This window comes from Klebsiella sp. K47 (genome assembly GCF_051858335.1).
GTDB classification, from domain to species: domain Bacteria; phylum Pseudomonadota; class Gammaproteobacteria; order Enterobacterales; family Enterobacteriaceae; genus Klebsiella; species Klebsiella pneumoniae.
Genome location: NZ_JBPYUI010000012.1, coordinates 14519 through 29571 on the forward strand (window position 1 = coordinate 14519; position 15053 = coordinate 29571).

The 15053-nt window shown below is 58.7% G+C and carries 16 protein-coding genes; 10 read left to right on the forward strand and 6 right to left on the reverse strand.

Annotation, left to right across the window (positions count from 1 at the left end):
- Positions 1-7 precede the first annotated feature (7 nt).
- The 3 genes from rnr (at position 8) to RRF55_RS13385 (ending at position 5016) form a co-directional block, all read left to right on the forward strand.
- Complete coding sequence (gene rnr / locus RRF55_RS13375) at positions 8-2440, forward strand: ribonuclease R (protein ID WP_002885668.1); 2433 nt, start codon at positions 8-10, stop codon at positions 2438-2440.
- An 81-nt stretch (positions 2441-2521) separates the two neighbouring features.
- Entirely contained in the window at positions 2522-3253 is a 732-nt protein-coding gene (gene rlmB / locus RRF55_RS13380) for a 23S rRNA (guanosine(2251)-2'-O)-methyltransferase RlmB (RefSeq protein ID WP_002885669.1), read from the forward strand.
- 125 nt (positions 3254-3378) lie between these two features.
- Complete coding sequence (locus RRF55_RS13385; protein WP_048271194.1) at positions 3379-5016, forward strand: isovaleryl-CoA dehydrogenase; 1638 nt, start codon at positions 3379-3381, stop codon at positions 5014-5016.
- Here the strand turns inward: RRF55_RS13385 and yjfN are convergent.
- Positions 5007-5282: a DUF1471 family protease activator YjfN gene (gene yjfN, locus RRF55_RS13390; RefSeq protein ID WP_002885673.1), complete on the reverse strand. Its 276-nt coding sequence runs from the start codon at positions 5280-5282 to the stop codon at positions 5007-5009. The genes RRF55_RS13385 and yjfN overlap by 10 nt on opposite strands.
- Before the next feature lie 137 nt (positions 5283-5419).
- Complete coding sequence (bsmA, locus tag RRF55_RS13395) at positions 5420-5728, reverse strand: biofilm peroxide resistance protein BsmA (protein WP_002885674.1); 309 nt, start codon at positions 5726-5728, stop codon at positions 5420-5422.
- A 209-nt stretch (positions 5729-5937) separates the two neighbouring features.
- Between bsmA and yjfP the strand changes: the two genes are divergently transcribed.
- Complete coding sequence (gene yjfP, locus RRF55_RS13400; RefSeq protein ID WP_004178343.1) at positions 5938-6654, forward strand: esterase; 717 nt, start codon at positions 5938-5940, stop codon at positions 6652-6654.
- On the opposite strand, the gene ulaR is transcribed toward yjfP, so the two are convergent.
- On the reverse strand, positions 6651-7406 hold the full coding sequence (ulaR, locus tag RRF55_RS13405) for an HTH-type transcriptional regulator UlaR (protein WP_004177697.1): 756 nt from the start codon (positions 7404-7406) through the stop codon (positions 6651-6653). The two genes, yjfP and ulaR, sit on opposite strands and share 4 nt — an antisense overlap.
- 107 nt (positions 7407-7513) lie before the next feature.
- Positions 7514-8578: an L-ascorbate 6-phosphate lactonase gene (gene ulaG, locus RRF55_RS13410; RefSeq protein ID WP_004194176.1), complete on the reverse strand. Its 1065-nt coding sequence runs from the start codon at positions 8576-8578 to the stop codon at positions 7514-7516.
- A gap of 362 nt (positions 8579-8940) precedes the next feature.
- Between ulaG and ulaA the strand changes: the two genes are divergently transcribed.
- The 6 genes from ulaA to RRF55_RS13440 are packed head-to-tail and all read left to right on the forward strand — an operon-like array spanning position 8941 to position 13350.
- On the forward strand, positions 8941-10341 hold the full coding sequence (gene ulaA / locus RRF55_RS13415; RefSeq protein WP_048332307.1) for a PTS ascorbate transporter subunit IIC: 1401 nt from the start codon (positions 8941-8943) through the stop codon (positions 10339-10341).
- A 12-nt stretch (positions 10342-10353) separates the two neighbouring features.
- A complete protein-coding gene (gene ulaB, locus RRF55_RS13420) occupies positions 10354-10659 on the forward strand; it encodes a PTS ascorbate transporter subunit IIB (RefSeq protein WP_002885682.1) in 306 nt (101 codons plus the stop codon).
- 9 nt (positions 10660-10668) lie between these two features.
- Positions 10669-11136, forward strand: a complete 468-nt coding sequence (gene ulaC, locus RRF55_RS13425) for a PTS ascorbate transporter subunit IIA (RefSeq protein WP_002885683.1) — start codon at positions 10669-10671, stop codon at positions 11134-11136.
- 13 nt (positions 11137-11149) lie between these two features.
- Positions 11150-11800, forward strand: coding sequence for a 3-keto-L-gulonate-6-phosphate decarboxylase UlaD (gene ulaD, locus RRF55_RS13430; protein ID WP_002885684.1), 651 nt, complete (start codon positions 11150-11152; stop codon positions 11798-11800).
- A 9-nt stretch (positions 11801-11809) separates the two neighbouring features.
- On the forward strand, positions 11810-12664 hold the full coding sequence (locus RRF55_RS13435; RefSeq protein ID WP_004210671.1) for an L-ribulose-5-phosphate 3-epimerase: 855 nt from the start codon (positions 11810-11812) through the stop codon (positions 12662-12664).
- Positions 12664-13350, forward strand: a complete 687-nt coding sequence (locus tag RRF55_RS13440; RefSeq protein WP_002885687.1) for an L-ribulose-5-phosphate 4-epimerase — start codon at positions 12664-12666, stop codon at positions 13348-13350. Before RRF55_RS13435 ends, RRF55_RS13440 begins: the two co-directional genes overlap by 1 nt.
- 63 nt (positions 13351-13413) lie before the next feature.
- Here RRF55_RS13440 and RRF55_RS13445 read toward each other — a convergent pair whose 3' ends face one another.
- Together RRF55_RS13445 and RRF55_RS13450 are read right to left on the reverse strand one after the other, a co-directional pair.
- On the reverse strand, positions 13414-14607 hold the full coding sequence (locus tag RRF55_RS13445) for an MFS transporter (RefSeq protein WP_025368524.1): 1194 nt from the start codon (positions 14605-14607) through the stop codon (positions 13414-13416).
- 149 nt (positions 14608-14756) lie between these two features.
- Positions 14757-15032 (reverse strand): DUF1471 domain-containing protein, encoded by a 276-nt coding sequence (locus RRF55_RS13450; RefSeq protein ID WP_002885689.1) that lies wholly within the window; start codon positions 15030-15032, stop codon positions 14757-14759.
- Positions 15033-15053: the final 21 nt, after the last annotated feature.

The window sequence follows — 15053 nt, forward strand, 5'->3', positions numbered from 1 at the left end:
AACCGATATGTCACAAGATCCATTCCAGGAACGCGAAGCTGAGAAGTACGCGAACCCTATCCCGAGCCGGGAATTTATCCTCGAACATTTAACTAAACGGGAAAAGCCTGCCAGCCGCGATGAGCTGGCCATCGAGTTAAATATCGAGGGCGAAGAGCAAACCGAAGCGCTGCGCCGCCGCCTGCGCGCGATGGAGCGCGACGGTCAGCTGGTCTTCACCCGCCGCCAGTGCTATGCCCTGCCGGAACGCCTCGATCTCCTCAAAGGAACCGTTATTGGCCACCGCGATGGCTATGGTTTCCTGCGCGTTGAAGGGCGCAAAGACGATCTGTACCTGTCGTCAGAACAGATGAAAACCTGTATTCACGGTGACCAGGTGCTGGCTCAGCCGCTGGGCGCGGACCGTAAGGGCCGCCGCGAAGCGCGCATCGTCCGCGTCCTCGTGCCGAAAACCAGCCAGATAGTTGGCCGTTACTTCACCGACGCTGGCGTCGGCTTTGTCGTCCCGGACGACAGCCGCCTGAGCTTCGATATCCTGATCCCGCCGGAAGAGATAATGGGCGCGCGGATGGGCTACGTGGTCGTGGTCGAGCTGACCCAGCGACCAACCCGCCGCACCAAAGCGGTGGGTAAAATCGTCGAAGTGCTGGGCGACAACATGGGCACCGGCATGGCCGTCGATATGGCGCTGCGTACCCATGAAATTCCTTATGTCTGGCCGCCGGCGGTGGAAAAACAGGTTTCCGGTCTCAAAGAACAGGTGCCGGAAGAGGCGAAGGCCGGACGCGTCGATTTACGCTCGCTGCCGCTGGTTACCATTGACGGCGAAGATGCCCGCGACTTCGATGACGCGGTGTACTGCGAGAAGAAACGCGGCGGCGGCTGGCGCCTGTGGGTCGCCATTGCCGACGTCAGCTACTACGTGCGCCCGGGGACGCCGCTGGATGCGGAAGCGCGCAGTCGTGGCACCTCGGTCTACTTCCCGTCGCAGGTAGTGCCGATGCTGCCGGAAGTGCTGTCTAACGGTCTATGCTCGCTGAACCCGCAGGTCGATCGCCTGTGTATGGTGTGCGAGATGACGATTTCGTCAAAAGGCCGTCTGACCGGTTATAAATTCTATGAAGCGGTGATGAGTTCACATGCTCGCCTGACCTACACCAAAGTGTGGCATATGCTGCAGGGTGACCAGGAACTGCGCGAACACTACGCGCCGCTGGTGAAGCACATTGAAGAGCTGCATAACCTCTACAAAGTGCTGGAGAGCGCCCGCGAAGAGCGCGGTGGTATCTCATTTGAAAGTGAAGAAGCTAAATTCATCTTCAATGCCGAACGCCGTATTGAGCGTATCGAACAGACTCAGCGTAACGATGCGCATAAGCTGATTGAAGAGTGCATGATCCTGGCGAACATCTCCGCCGCGCGCTTCGTTGAGAAGGCGCAGGAGCCGGCGCTGTTCCGTATCCATGATAAGCCAACCACCGAAGCGATTACCTCCTTCCGTACCGTGCTGGCTGAGCTGGGACTGGAGCTGCCTGGCGGCAACAAGCCGGAGCCGCGTGATTACGCCGAACTGCTAACCTCCATCGCCGATCGCCCGGATGCCGAAATGCTGCAGACGATGCTCCTGCGCTCCATGAAGCAGGCGGTCTACGATCCGGAAAACCGCGGTCACTTTGGCCTGGCGCTGCAGTCATACGCCCACTTCACCTCGCCGATTCGTCGTTACCCGGACCTGTCGCTGCACCGCGCTATCAAGTATCTGCTGGCCAAAGAGCAGGGACATAAAGGCAACAGCACCGAGACCGGCGGCTGGCACTACAGTATGGAAGAGATGCTCCAGCTGGGTCAGCACTGTTCGATGACCGAGCGCCGCGCCGACGAAGCGACGCGCGAAGTGTCTGACTGGCTGAAGTGCGACTTCATGCAGGATCAGGTGGGCAACATCTTCTCCGGCGTGATCGCCAGCGTGACCGGCTTTGGCTTCTTCGTCCGCCTGAACGATCTGTTTATCGACGGTCTGGTGCATGTTTCCAGCCTGGATAACGACTATTATCGTTTCGACCAGGTGGGGCAGCGTCTCATTGGTGAGTCCGGCGGCCAGACCTATCGCCTGGGCGACCGCGTGGAAGTCCGTGTGGAAGCGGTCAACATGGACGAGCGGAAAATCGACTTTACCCTGATCTCCAGCGAGCGTGCGCCGCGTAATGTCGGCAAGACCGCCCGTGAGAAAGCGAAAAAGAGTACCTCTGGCAAGCCGGGCGGCCGTCGCCGCCAGGTGGGTAAGCAGGTAAACTTCGAGCCGGACAGCGCTTTCCGTAAAGAGAAAGAGACCGCCCGACCGAAGAAAGAGAAAAAAGCGAAAAAACCGTCGGCGAAAACACAGAAAATCGCCGCCGCGACGAAAGCCAAGCGCGCGGCAAAGAAGAAGATCGCCGAGTGATTGACCTCCCTTCACCCTGAAGTCTGCTGACGCAGGATGGGGTGAAGGGGGCAGATAACAGAACCTAAAACGAGTACATCAATGAGTGAAATGATTTACGGCATCCATGCGGTGCAGGCACTGCTGGAGCGCGCACCTGAGCGTTTTCAGGAAGTTTATATTCTGAAAGGCCGTGAGGATAAGCGCTTGCTGCCGCTGATCCATGCCCTGGAAGCGCAGGGCGTGGTGATTCAGCTGGCCAACCGTCAGTTTCTTGATGAGAAGAGCGAAGGCGCTGTGCACCAGGGGATCATTGCCCGCGTGAAGCCGGGGCGTCAGTATCAGGAGAACGATCTGCCGGATCTGCTGGCGCAGCTCGATCAACCGTTCCTGCTGATCCTCGACGGCGTAACCGATCCGCACAACCTCGGCGCCTGCCTGCGTAGCGCTGACGCCGCCGGCGTGCATGCGGTGATCGTGCCAAAAGATCGTTCCGCTCAGTTGAATGCGACGGCGAAGAAAGTGGCCTGCGGCGCGGCGGAGAACGTCCCGCTGATCCGCGTCACCAACCTGGCGCGCACCATGCGTCTGCTGCAGGAAGAGAACGTCTGGATCGTCGGAACCGCAGGGGAAGCCGACCATACGCTGTTCCAGAGCAAAATGACCGGCCCGATGGCGCTGGTGATGGGCGCGGAAGGCGAAGGCATGCGTCGTCTGACCCGCGAACACTGCGATGAATTGATCAGTATCCCGATGGCGGGCAGCGTCTCCTCGCTGAACGTCTCGGTGGCTACCGGCATCTGTCTGTTTGAAGCAGTACGCCAGCGCAGCTAAGCTGAACCATCGACGAATCAAAAAAAGCCATCCTCCGGGATGGCTTTTTTGTGACCGCTCTCGCGGGCGAGTATCCCTCCGGATAACCATACTTATGGCTATCGCCATTGATGGAGGGAGACACGATGCACTGGCAAACGCACACCGTTTTTAATCAACCCACCCCGCTGAATAACAGCAATCTGTTTCTGTCCGATACCGCTCTGCGTGAAGCAGTGGTCCGCGAAGGCGCCGGCTGGGATGGCGATCTGCTCGCCAGCATTGGCCAGCAGCTGGGGACAGCCGAATCGCTGGAGCTGGGACGCCTGGCCAACAGCAATCCGCCGGAGCTGCTGCGCTATGACGCCACCGGCGCCCGGCTGGACGACGTGCGCTTTCATCCCGCCTGGCACCTGCTGATGCAGGGGCTGTGCGCGAATCGGGTACATAACCTCGCCTGGCAGGAGGATGCCCGCGAAGGCGCGTTTGTCGCCCGCGCCGCCCGCTTTCTGCTCCATGCCCAGGTGGAGGCCGGGACGTTGTGCCCGATTACCATGACCTTCGCCGCGACGCCCCTGCTGCAGCACGCCCTGCCCGCGCCCTTTCGCGACTGGCTGTCGCCGCTGCTGAGCGACCGTTACGATCCGCACCTTGCGCCTGGCGGCCAGAAGCGCGGCCTGCTGATCGGCATGGGGATGACCGAGAAGCAAGGGGGGTCTGATGTGCTGAGCAATACCACTCGCGCGGAGAAAACGGCGGAAGGGTTTTACCGACTGGTGGGACACAAGTGGTTCTTCTCGGTGCCGCAGAGCGATGCTCACCTGGTGCTGGCTCAGGCTCCGGCGGGGCTCTCATGCTTCTTTGTGCCGCGTCTGCTGCCCGACGGGCAGCGTAACGGCGTGCGTCTTGAACGCTTAAAAGAGAAGCTCGGCAACCGCTCCAACGCCAGTAGCGAAGTGGAGTTTTATGAGGCCTGCGGCTGGCTGGTGGGCGACGAAGGCGACGGCGTGCGGCAGATCCTCAGGATGGGCGGCCTGACCCGCTTTGACTGCGCGCTGGGCAGCCATGCCCTGATGCGTCGCGCCTTCTCGGTGGCGCTGTATCACGCGCTACAGCGTCAGGCGTTTGGCAAAAACCTGGTCGAACAGCCGATGATGCGCCAGCTGCTGGGGCAAATGGCGCTCCGTCTGGAGGGGCAGACCGCGTTTCTGTTTCGCCTGGCGCGGGCCTGGGACCATCGGGATGATGCCCGGGAAAGCGCCTGGGCGCGCCTGTTTACGCCTGCGGCCAAGTTTGCCATCTGTAAGGCCGGTATCCCGTTTGTCGCCGAGGCGATGGAAGTGCTGGGCGGCATCGGCTATTGCGAGGAGAGCGAACTCCCGCGCCTCTACCGTGAGATGCCGGTCAACAGCATCTGGGAAGGCTCCGGCAATATTATGTGCCTCGATGTGATGCGGGTGCTGAGCAAGCAGCCGGCGGCGATGGAGCTGCTGGCCGCGGAGTGTGCGGAGGTGAAAGGGCAGAACCGCCATCTCGACCGCGCATGGCGTCAGCTGCAGCAACTGCTGAAACGACCCGCCGAAGAGCAGGGGAGAGAGATTGCCCGGCTGGTCTATCGTCTTGGCGCGGGGGCGCAGATGCTGCGCCATGCTTCGCCGCCGCTGGCCGAAGCCTGGTGCCGGATGATGCTCGACACCCGCGGCGGCATACGTCTTGACGCGCTGACCCTCGACGACCTGCTGCTGCGGGCTATGGGGCGCGGGCGCCAGGCGCCTCAGGCGTAGAGAATGGCCTGCACGCGCCAGCTGTCCGGCTGTTGTTCCTCGTACATCTGAATAATGCGATACCAGGAGGCGCCTTGCTCGTCTGCTTTGCGGGCAATGGCGTGCTCTACATCCTGTTGGCTACCGGAAAGATTAGTGACGGAGATCAGACCGATTTCATTCAGGCCAGTGACGCAATCCGCGCTGGCGAATTCGGCTGACTGCGCGGACGTATTGGCCGTCGCAGCGGTTAACAGCAGGCTGGATAGGGTAAAAGATCGTTTCATCGTCAGCTCCATTTCACGTAGTCCCAAGGGCAGTCCGTTGCTAACGTCCTGCCAGGTGGCTGGCCGAACGTTATTATGCACAGGAGAACGTGAATGGACGCAAAGCTGTGTAAAGCAGATTTAAAGACGCCGCCTCGTTATCGACGATAGAGGATCGCCTGCGAATACCACTGGCCGGGTACCATGGTGTCATCGATCATGATGATGACGTAGTAATCGGCTTTGGCCGCTTCTGCTTTGGCCTTCAGCGCCGCTTCGACATCCATCGGCGAACCGTACATCAGTACGCTTACCGTGGCCATTTTCTGCAGGCCAGCCGTCTGGTAGCGCTGGATCTCCTGCGGATGGTCGGTGGCGGGCGGCGGGGCTTCCGGCGTTCCCTGCAGGGCGCTACACCCGCTGAGGACGATAGCCAGTAACCACGGTGAAAACCTGCGCATAACCATATCTCGTTTCCTGATAGTGATAGTGTAGTGGTAGCCTTAACAGGATTGCCGGGGAATGTTCCCGAACTGTTATCTCTGACGCGATTTTCGAATGAAAATGTTGTGAAAGCGTAACCGGGTTCTCAACATTATGAATCGTAGCAAACTGGGTTGCCTGGTGAATGAATTTTCCCATGACGCCTAACCACGATAGAGAAGGAAGACGATAAATGATTGCACTAGAAATGCGCAACCTCGGCGGTGGTGAAATTTTACATGCCTGTCCGCAGGAGAGTCTGGATAAGCCCTTGCCCTGTATCGTCTTTTATCATGGCTTTACCTCGTCGAAGCTGGTCTACAGCTACTTTGCGGTGGCGCTGGCCGAGGCCGGATTCCGGGTGATCATGCCGGACGCGCCGGAGCATGGGGCGCGCTATCAGGGCGATGAGGCCGGGCGGATGCAGCGCTTCTGGCCGATTCTGCAGCAGAATTTCAGGGAGTTTCCTGCGCTGCGCGAGGCGATAATCGCTGAAGGATGGCTGGAAGGGGAGCGGCTGGCGGTGGCGGGCGCTTCGATGGGGGGAATGACGGCGTTGGGCATCATGACGCATCACCCCGAGCTGAACAGCGTCGCCTGTCTGATGGGGTCGGGCTATTTTCGTTCCCTGTCGCAAACCCTGTTCCCCTCGCCTGATTTTGATGTCGATAGCCTCAACGAATGGGATGTCAGCCATCAGCTGGCGTCCCTTGCCCGGCGGCCGCTATTGCTCTGGCATGGCGATGCCGATGACGTGGTGCCGCCGGAAGAAACCTTTCGACTAGAGCAGGCGCTCCGGCAGGCGGATCTTGCCGCCAGGCTGACCTGCGTCTGGCAGAAAGGCGTCCGCCATCGCATTACGCCAGAGGCGCTGGCTACCACGGTCGCCTTTTTTCAGCAGCACCTTTAAACGCGGATTACGCTGACGCCCTGATCCTCAAGCTGTTTGAGGATCGCGGCATCGGCCTGTTTGCCGGTGATCACCACGTCTATTTGTCCGGCCTGGCTGAATAGCATCCCGGCGCGCTCGCCGATCTTGCTGCTGTCGACCAGCACCGCCAGTTTGCCGACCACGTTAAGCATTTTTTGCTCGGCCATGGCGGTCAACATATCCGTTTTGTAGAGGCCTTCGGCGGTGAGCCCTTTGCCGCTGGTAAACATCCAGTGTCCGGCATAGAGGCTGTTCTCGCTACCGTGGGGGCTGAGGGTGATGGCGTGGCTGCGGTTGTACTGGCCGCCCATGATAATCACGCTGTCATGCTCCTGGTCGATCAGGTAGTTAGCCAGCGGCAGATAGTTGGTGATGATCTGCACCGGTTTGCCGCACAGTTCCCGACCCAACAGAAAGGCGGTGGAGCCGCAGTTAATGACGATGCTCTCACCCGGCGCGATCAGTTGCGAAGCGGCGCGTGCAATACGCACTTTTTCATCCAGATTTTGCGCCTGGTGGATGTTCATCGGCGTCCAGCGGGGGCGCTGTTCGCTAATGGCTTCCGCGCCATTACGAACCTTTTTCAGTTTGCCGCTTTCATCCAGCTTGTTGATATCACGTCGGGCGGTAGCGGGTGAGATCCCGAGCCGCGACATCACCTGCTCCACGGTAACAAACCCCGTTTGGGCGAGCAGATCCAGCAGAATTTGGTGCCTTTGCGCTTCCGTCATGAGCGAATCCGATTAAAAGTGAACGGCAAAGATGATATTTGAAATCATGTGAAAATACTAACCCTGCGGCGGGGTATTTCCGGCAGGCAGGGCCTGCCGGCGGCGACTTACAGGAAGGATTTGAAAGGCAGATCCGGCTCAATGGTAAAGCAGTCGTCGAAACCGCGCGGGTAGTGATATTCGAAATTGTCTTTATCCAGCGGCCAGGTAAATTTGCCGCCGACCTGCCAGATAAACGGCTTGAAGCCGTACTTCAGACGATCCTTTTTCATCTCCCACAGAACGCGGATCTCCTGCGGATCGGCCTGAAAGTTTGACCAGATATCATGGTGGAACGGGATCACAACTTTGGCGTTGAGCGACTCTGCCATGCGCAGGATATCGGCGCTGGTCATTTTGTCGGTGATCCCGCGCGGGTTCTCGCCATACGAGCCGAGGGCGACGTCAATCCGATGCTCGTTGCCATGCTTCGCGTAGTAGTTGGAGTAGTGGGAATCGCCGCTGTGGTACAGGTTGCCGCCCGGTGTTTTAAACAGGTAGTTGACCGCGCGCTGGTCCATGCCGTCCGGCAGTACGCCAGCGGCTTTTTGGTCCGCCGGGAGGGTGATCAGCGCGGTGCGATCGAACGCATCGAGCGCATGGATCTCAATGTCTTTGATCTTCACGACATCGCCAGGTTTCATGACGATACAGCGCGCTTTCGGCACGCCCCAACCGATCCACAGGTCGACGCAGGTTTTCGGGCCGATAAACGGCACATCGGCCGGGCAGTTCTGCATGACGGCGGCGGCGACGTTGACGTCAATATGATCGTTGTGATCGTGGGTCGCGAGGACCGCGTCAATCTGGCGAATGGCGAACGGATCCAGCACGAACGGCGTGGTGCGCAGGTTCGGCTGTAATTTTTTCACACCTGCCATCCGCTGCATCTGGTGGCCGGTTTTCATCAGCGGATTGCCGTGGCTCTGTTTGCCAGTGCCGCACCAGAAATCGACGCAGACGTTAGCCCCGCCTTCGGATTTTAACCAGATACCGGTACAGCCGAGCCACCACATGGCGAAGGTGCCGGGCGCAACCTGCTCCTGCTCAATCTCTTCATTCAGCCAGCTGCCCCATTCCGGAAAGGTGTTCAGGATCCATGATTCACGGGTGATGGTCTGTACTTTACTCATCGTGCTCTTCCTCGTATTTTCAATAGTAATCAAATTTTGATTGGTTTTGATTTATGTTGTCACTGGATTTTCAAGATTGCAATCTTGTTTTCCATCAATTTTACGAAGAGATGCGCATCATCTCTCAGGGGGTCCAGCATCCATAAAGGTTGTGCTTTATTTTATCTATATGATTTGAAAATGTTTAATTATGTTTCGGCGCTACTGATCGGCAATAGTCACAATGAAAGAGAGGATTATTGCGGCGCGCGTCACATTTAATCAAATTCAATCTTGTTGTGATTATTTTTGATTATTAGAGTGGGCAGCGAGAAATGCTGAGCGTAAGGCGCGTTCAGCGCCTTCACCATCGGGAGTGTGTTATGGCAATCCTCTACAACATCTTTACCGTTTTCTTTAATCAGGTGATGACCAATGCCCCGCTGCTGCTGGGTATCGTCACCTGTCTGGGCTATATCCTGCTGCGCAAAAGCGTCAGCGTGATTATTAAAGGCACGATCAAAACCATTATCGGCTTCATGCTGTTACAGGCCGGCTCCGGCATCCTCACCAGCACTTTTAAACCGGTGGTGGCGAAAATGTCAGAGGTGTACGGCATCAACGGCGCGATCTCTGACACCTATGCCTCGATGATGGCGACCATCGACCGGATGGGCGAGGCCTATAGCTGGGTGGGCTATGCGGTGCTGCTGGCGCTGGCGCTCAACATCTGTTACGTCCTGCTGCGCCGGATAACCGGCATCCGCACCATCATGCTGACTGGCCATATCATGTTTCAGCAGGCGGGGCTGATCGCCGTCTCGTTCTTTATCTTTGGTTACGGAATGTGGACGACCATCATCTGTACCGCCGTGCTGGTCTCCCTGTACTGGGGTATCACCTCCAACATGATGTTCAAGCCGACTCAGCTGGTCACCGACGGCTGCGGCTTCTCCATCGGTCACCAGCAGCAGTTTGCCTCGTGGATTGCCTACAAAGTGGCGCCGTATCTGGGGAAAAACGAGGAGAGTGTGGAAGACCTCAAGCTGCCAGGCTGGCTCAATATCTTCCACGACAACATCGTTTCCACCGCGATTGTCATGACCATTTTCTTTGGCGCGATCCTGCTTTCCTTTGGTATTGACGTCGTGCAGGCGATGGCGGGGAAAACCCACTGGACGGTCTATATCCTGCAGACCGGTTTCTCCTTCGCGGTGGCCATTTTCATCATTACCCAGGGCGTGCGGATGTTCGTCGCCGAACTGTCCGAAGCCTTCAACGGTATCTCGCAACGCCTGATCCCCGGCGCGGTGCTGGCGATTGACTGCGCCGCGATCTATAGCTTTGCGCCGAATGCGGTGGTGTGGGGCTTTATGTGGGGCACCATCGGCCAGCTGATTGCCGTCGGCATTCTGGTTGGCATTGGCTCTTCAATTCTGATTATTCCGGGCTTTATCCCGATGTTCTTCTCCAACGCGACGATTGGCGTCTTTGCCAACCACTTCGGCGGCTGGCGCGCGGCGCTCAAGATCTGCCTGGTGATGGGCATGGTTGAAATTTTCGGTTGCGTGTGGGCGGTGAAGCTCACCGGTATGAGCGCCTGGATGGGAATGGCGGACTGGTCGATTCTGGCGCCGCCGATGATGCAGGGCTTCGCCTCCATCGGGCTGGCGTTTATGGCCGTCATCATCCTGATTGCTCTCGCTTATATGTTCTTCGCTGGCCGCGCGCTGCGCGCCGAAGAAGACGCGGAAAAACAACTGGCAGAGGCCTCTGCCCAATAAGGAGTTCTGATTATGACCGTACGTATTCTGGCTGTGTGTGGTAACGGGCAAGGCAGTTCCATGATCATGAAAATGAAAGTGGATCAGTTCCTGACGCAATCCAATATCGACCACACGGTGAACAGCTGCGCGGTGGGTGAATACAAAAGCGAACTAAACGGCGCGGATATCATCATCGCTTCAACCCATATCGCAGGGGAGATTACCGTCTCCGGCAATAAACACGTGGTGGGGGTGCGTAATATGCTTTCCCCCGCGGATTTCGGGCCAAAGCTGCTGGAGGTGATTAAAGCTCATTTCCCGCAGGACGTGAAATAAGGAGCGGCTATGAAACTCCATGAATCACTGGCGCAGAATCACTCCATTCGCCTGCAGGCGGAAGCGGAAACCTGGCAGGAGGCGGTGAAAATCGGCGTCGATCTGCTGGTGGCCGCCGACGTGGTGGAACCGCGCTACTACCAGGCAATCCTCGACGGCGTCGCGCAGCACGGCCCCTATTTTGTGATCGCTCCGGGATTAGCCATGCCGCACGGGCGGCCGGAAGAGGGCGTCAAAAAAACCGGCTTTGCGCTGGTCACGCTAAAGAAACCGCTGATTTTCAACCACGAAGATAACGACCCGGTCGACATCCTGATCACCATGGCGGCGGTTGACGCCACCACCCACCAGGAAGTGGGCATCATGCAGATCGTTAACCTGTTTGATGACGAAGCCAATTTCGACCGTTTACGCGCCTGCCGCAGCGAGCAGGAAGTGCTGGATTTAATCAAAAACGCCACCGCGGCGGCTGTTTAAAAGGAACACTATCATGTCATTACCTATGTTACAGGTCGCCCTGGACAACCAAACGCTGGCCAGCGCTTATGAAACAACCCGTCTGATCGCCGAAGAGGTAGATATCATTGAAGTCGGCACTATCCTCTGCGTCGGTGAAGGTGTACGCGCGGTGCGCGATCTGAAAGCGCTGTATCCGCATAAAATCGTGCTGGCGGACGCCAAAATTGCCGATGCCGGCAAGATCCTGTCGCGGATGTGCTTCGAAGCCAACGCCGACTGGGTCACGGTGATCTGCTGCGCCGATATCAACACCGCCAAAGGGGCGCTGGATGTCGCCAAAGAGTTCAACGGCGATGTGCAAATTGAGCTGACCGGCTTCTGGACCTGGGAGCAGGCGCAGGCGTGGCGCGAGGCGGGTATTCAGCAGGTGGTCTATCACCGCAGCCGCGACGCGCAGGCGGCAGGCGTGGCGTGGAGTGAGGCGGATATCAGCGCGATTAAGCGTCTGTCTGATATGGGCTTCAAAGTGACCGTCACCGGCGGGCTGGCGCTGGAAGACCTGCCGCTGTTTGCCGGGATCCCTGTTCACGTCTTTATTGCCGGACGCAGCATCCGCGATGCTGCCTCGCCGGTGGAAGCGGCGCGCCAGTTTAAACGCTCTATCGCCCAGCTGTGGGGTTAAGGAGCGACTATGTTGGCGAAATCCATTCCGCTCGGCATCTATGAAAAAGCGCTCCCCGCCGGGGAGTGCTGGCTGGAGCGGCTAAAGCTTGCAAAAGCGCTGGGCTTTGATTTCGTTGAGATGTCTCTCGATGAAACGGACGCCCGCCTTGCGCGGCTGGACTGGAGCCCGGAGCAGCGTCTGGCGCTGGTCAAGGCGGTGGCTGAAACCGGCGTCCGGGTGCCGTCGATGTGCCTTAGCGCCCATCGCCGTTTTCCGCTGGGTAGTGAAGACGACGCGGTGCGGCATCAGGGGCTGGAAATTATGCGTAAAGCTATTCAGCTGGCGCAGGATGTGGGGATTCGGGTGATCCAGCTGGCAGGCTACGACGTCTATTACCAGCAGGCGAACGATGAGACGCGCCGCCGCTTTCGCGACGGCCTGAAACAGAGCGTCGAGATGGCCAGCCGAGCCCAGGTAACCCTGGCGATGGAGATCATGGACTACCCGCTGATGAACTCGATCAGTAAAGCGCTGGGCTATGCCCATTACCTGAATAATCCGTGGTTCCAGCTTTACCCGGATATCGGCAATCTGTCGGCGTGGGATAACGACGTCCAGATGGAGCTGAAGGCGGGGAGCGGGCATATCGTGGCGGTACACGTCAAAGACACGAAGCCCGGCGTCTTTAAAAACGTGCCGTTCGGCGAAGGGGTGGTCGATTTTGAACGCTGCTTCGAAACGCTCAAGCAGACCGGCTACTGCGGCCCGTACCTGATTGAGATGTGGAGCGAAACCAGCGCTGACCCGCTGGCGGAGGTGGCGAAGGCGCGTGACTGGGTGAAGGCGCGGATGGCCCGCGCGGGCCTGATGGAGGCGGCATAATGCAACAGCTGAAACAGCAGGTGTTCGAGGCCAATATGGATCTGCCGCGCTACGGCCTGGTGACCTTTACCTGGGGTAACGTTAGCGCCATTGATCGGCAGCGTGGGCTGGTGGTGATTAAGCCCAGCGGCATCGCCTACGAGTCAATGACCGTCGATGACATGTCGGTGGTTGATCTGCAGGGGCACGTGGTGGAAGGGCGCTGGCGTCCCTCCTCTGATACCGCCACCCATCTGGCGCTCTATCGCCGTTATCCCGACCTTGGCGGGGTGGTGCATACCCATTCGACGCACGCCACCGCCTGGGCGCAGGCGGGGCTGGCGATCCCGGCGCTCGGCACCACCCATGCGGACTACTTCTTCGGCGATATTCCCTGCACCCGGGCGCTTAGCGCACAGGAGGTGGACGAGGCCTACGAGCTGAACACCGGGCAGGTGATTATCGAAACGCTGGGTGAGGCCAATCCGCTGCATACCCCGGGGATCGTCGTCTATCAGCACGGGCCATTTGCCTGGGGCAAAGACGCCCACGAGGCGGTACACAACGCGGTGGTGATGGAAGAGGTGGCGCGCATGGCGTGGATTGCCCGCGGCATTAATCCGCAGTTGCAGCCCATCGATAGCTGGCTGATGAATAAGCATTTTCAGCGTAAGCATGGGCCAAACGCCTACTATGGGCAAAAGTAGATAGCGCGCTCCGGGGCTTTCACCCCTCACGGTGAAGCAACTGGTCTGGCCCCGGAGCCGTTTTTAATCCTGACGATAGGCCGACGGCATCACGCGCATGCCGATGAGCGTGACCACGCAAATTATCGCCCCGGCGTAAAACGTCGAGGCGGCGCCGAAGGTTTCCCACAGTACCCCCGCGCCGGTGCTGGCCAGCAGCAGAGCCAGGCCACTCATCAGATTAAACATACCGAACGCCGTGCCGCGTAGCTCCGGTGGCGCCGTATGGGCGACCATCGCCGCCAGCAGGCCCTGGGTCATTCCCATATGAATCCCCCACAGCGCGACGCCGATCAGCAGCGTGCTCCAGTGGCCGCTGAGCGCCAGCACGATATCGGCGAGGATCAGCACCAGCAGCCCCCACTGCAGCAGTTTGCTGTGGCTCATGCTGTCTGAGAGTTTACCGAACGGGTAAGCCGTGAGGCTGTAGACCAGGTTCATCGCCACCATCACCAGCGGGATGGTATAGAGCGGGATCTCCATCTGCTGGGCGCGCAGCACCAGAAAGGCTTCGCTGAAGCGGGCGAGGGTGAAAATGCTGCCGATCGCGACCACCCACCAGTAGGCGGCGGAGAGCTTTTTCAGGTTTTCGCGCTTCAGCGGATTGCTGCGTTTGTGCGCGATGGCGGATTTTGGCTCCTGTAGGCCGAATCCGAGCAGGAGAATGGAGAGCACGGCGGGAATGACCGCCACCCAGAAAATAGCGTGAAAATCGTTGGCCCAGATAAACATCAGCAGCACCGCCAGCAGCGGGCCGAGAAAGGCGCCGACGGTATCCAGCGCCTGGCGTAGTCCGTAGGCGGCGCCGCGGATCTCCGGCGGGGTGACATCGGCGACCAGCGCATCGCGCGGCGCGCCGCGAATACCTTTGCCTACGCGGTCAATCATGCGGGCGCTAAACACCACCCCGGCGGTAGGGGCGATGGCAAACAGCGGCTTACTGAGCGCGCCCAGGCCGTAGCCCAGCAGCGCCAGTCCTTTACGCTTGCCGACATAGTCGCTGATTGCGCCGGAGAAGACCTTCAGGATCAGGGCGGTGGCTTCCGCCAGTCCCTCGATAAGACCGATAATTATCACGCTGGCGCCGAGGGTAGTGGCCATAAACAGCGGTAAGAGGCTGTGGATCATCTCGGAGGAGACATCCATCAGCAGGCTGACGCCGCCGAGTACCCAAACGCCTTTGGGGATACGGCCTAAGATGGCGAAACGCGGAACCATCAATCACTCCTGATTATCAAATGGCGAGTGGCTGATTAAATCAGGTTGCGATGACGCTGGTAAGTCGGTTTGTAAAATAATTCTCAATTGCGTTTAGGCGCAGACCTCGCTTCGCCCCTCGCGAGGAGAGGCGAAGAATCGGGCAGGCGTTAGCGGTATATCACCGCGCTGGCGCGAAGCGGGCCGTTGGTTTCGGGTTCGTGCATCAGGATAGGCTGAAAGTATTTCGCCCCCTGCGCATCGCTCATCTGGCTAAGGGCCTGTTCGGCCTCGTGCTCAGTGGCCATATTGTGATTGATATAGATAACGCCGAGGCTCTGCACGTCGTCCATGTTGCGGGCCTGACGTTCGGTGATTTGGATAGCTGCCAGCGCGTTGGCGCTGAAGAAAAGCGCAGCCATCATGGCGATGATTTTCAGTTTCATATACTACGCTCCTGACTGACA

What these genes read in the sequence shown, in the direction of transcription:
- RRF55_RS13435 (WP_004210671.1), top strand. Translation starts at nt 11,810, where the DNA reads ATGTTGGCGAAATCCATTCCGCTCGGCATCTATGAAAAAGCGCTCCCC.
- ulaG (WP_004194176.1), bottom strand. Translation starts at nt 8,578, where the DNA reads ATGAGTAAAGTACAGACCATCACCCGTGAATCATGGATCCTGAACACC.
- yjfP (WP_004178343.1), top strand. Translation starts at nt 5,938, where the DNA reads ATGATTGCACTAGAAATGCGCAACCTCGGCGGTGGTGAAATTTTACAT.
- RRF55_RS13440 (WP_002885687.1), top strand. Translation starts at nt 12,664, where the DNA reads ATGCAACAGCTGAAACAGCAGGTGTTCGAGGCCAATATGGATCTGCCG.
- rnr (WP_002885668.1), top strand. Translation starts at nt 8, where the DNA reads ATGTCACAAGATCCATTCCAGGAACGCGAAGCTGAGAAGTACGCGAAC.
- rlmB (WP_002885669.1), top strand. Translation starts at nt 2,522, where the DNA reads ATGAGTGAAATGATTTACGGCATCCATGCGGTGCAGGCACTGCTGGAG.
- ulaR (WP_004177697.1), bottom strand. Translation starts at nt 7,406, where the DNA reads ATGACGGAAGCGCAAAGGCACCAAATTCTGCTGGATCTGCTCGCCCAA.
- yjfN (WP_002885673.1), bottom strand. Translation starts at nt 5,282, where the DNA reads ATGAAACGATCTTTTACCCTATCCAGCCTGCTGTTAACCGCTGCGACG.
- RRF55_RS13450 (WP_002885689.1), bottom strand. Translation starts at nt 15,032, where the DNA reads ATGAAACTGAAAATCATCGCCATGATGGCTGCGCTTTTCTTCAGCGCC.
- ulaB (WP_002885682.1), top strand. Translation starts at nt 10,354, where the DNA reads ATGACCGTACGTATTCTGGCTGTGTGTGGTAACGGGCAAGGCAGTTCC.
- bsmA (WP_002885674.1), bottom strand. Translation starts at nt 5,728, where the DNA reads ATGGTTATGCGCAGGTTTTCACCGTGGTTACTGGCTATCGTCCTCAGC.
- RRF55_RS13445 (WP_025368524.1), bottom strand. Translation starts at nt 14,607, where the DNA reads ATGGTTCCGCGTTTCGCCATCTTAGGCCGTATCCCCAAAGGCGTTTGG.
- RRF55_RS13385 (WP_048271194.1), top strand. Translation starts at nt 3,379, where the DNA reads ATGCACTGGCAAACGCACACCGTTTTTAATCAACCCACCCCGCTGAAT.
- ulaC (WP_002885683.1), top strand. Translation starts at nt 10,669, where the DNA reads ATGAAACTCCATGAATCACTGGCGCAGAATCACTCCATTCGCCTGCAG.
- ulaA (WP_048332307.1), top strand. Translation starts at nt 8,941, where the DNA reads ATGGCAATCCTCTACAACATCTTTACCGTTTTCTTTAATCAGGTGATG.
- ulaD (WP_002885684.1), top strand. Translation starts at nt 11,150, where the DNA reads ATGTCATTACCTATGTTACAGGTCGCCCTGGACAACCAAACGCTGGCC.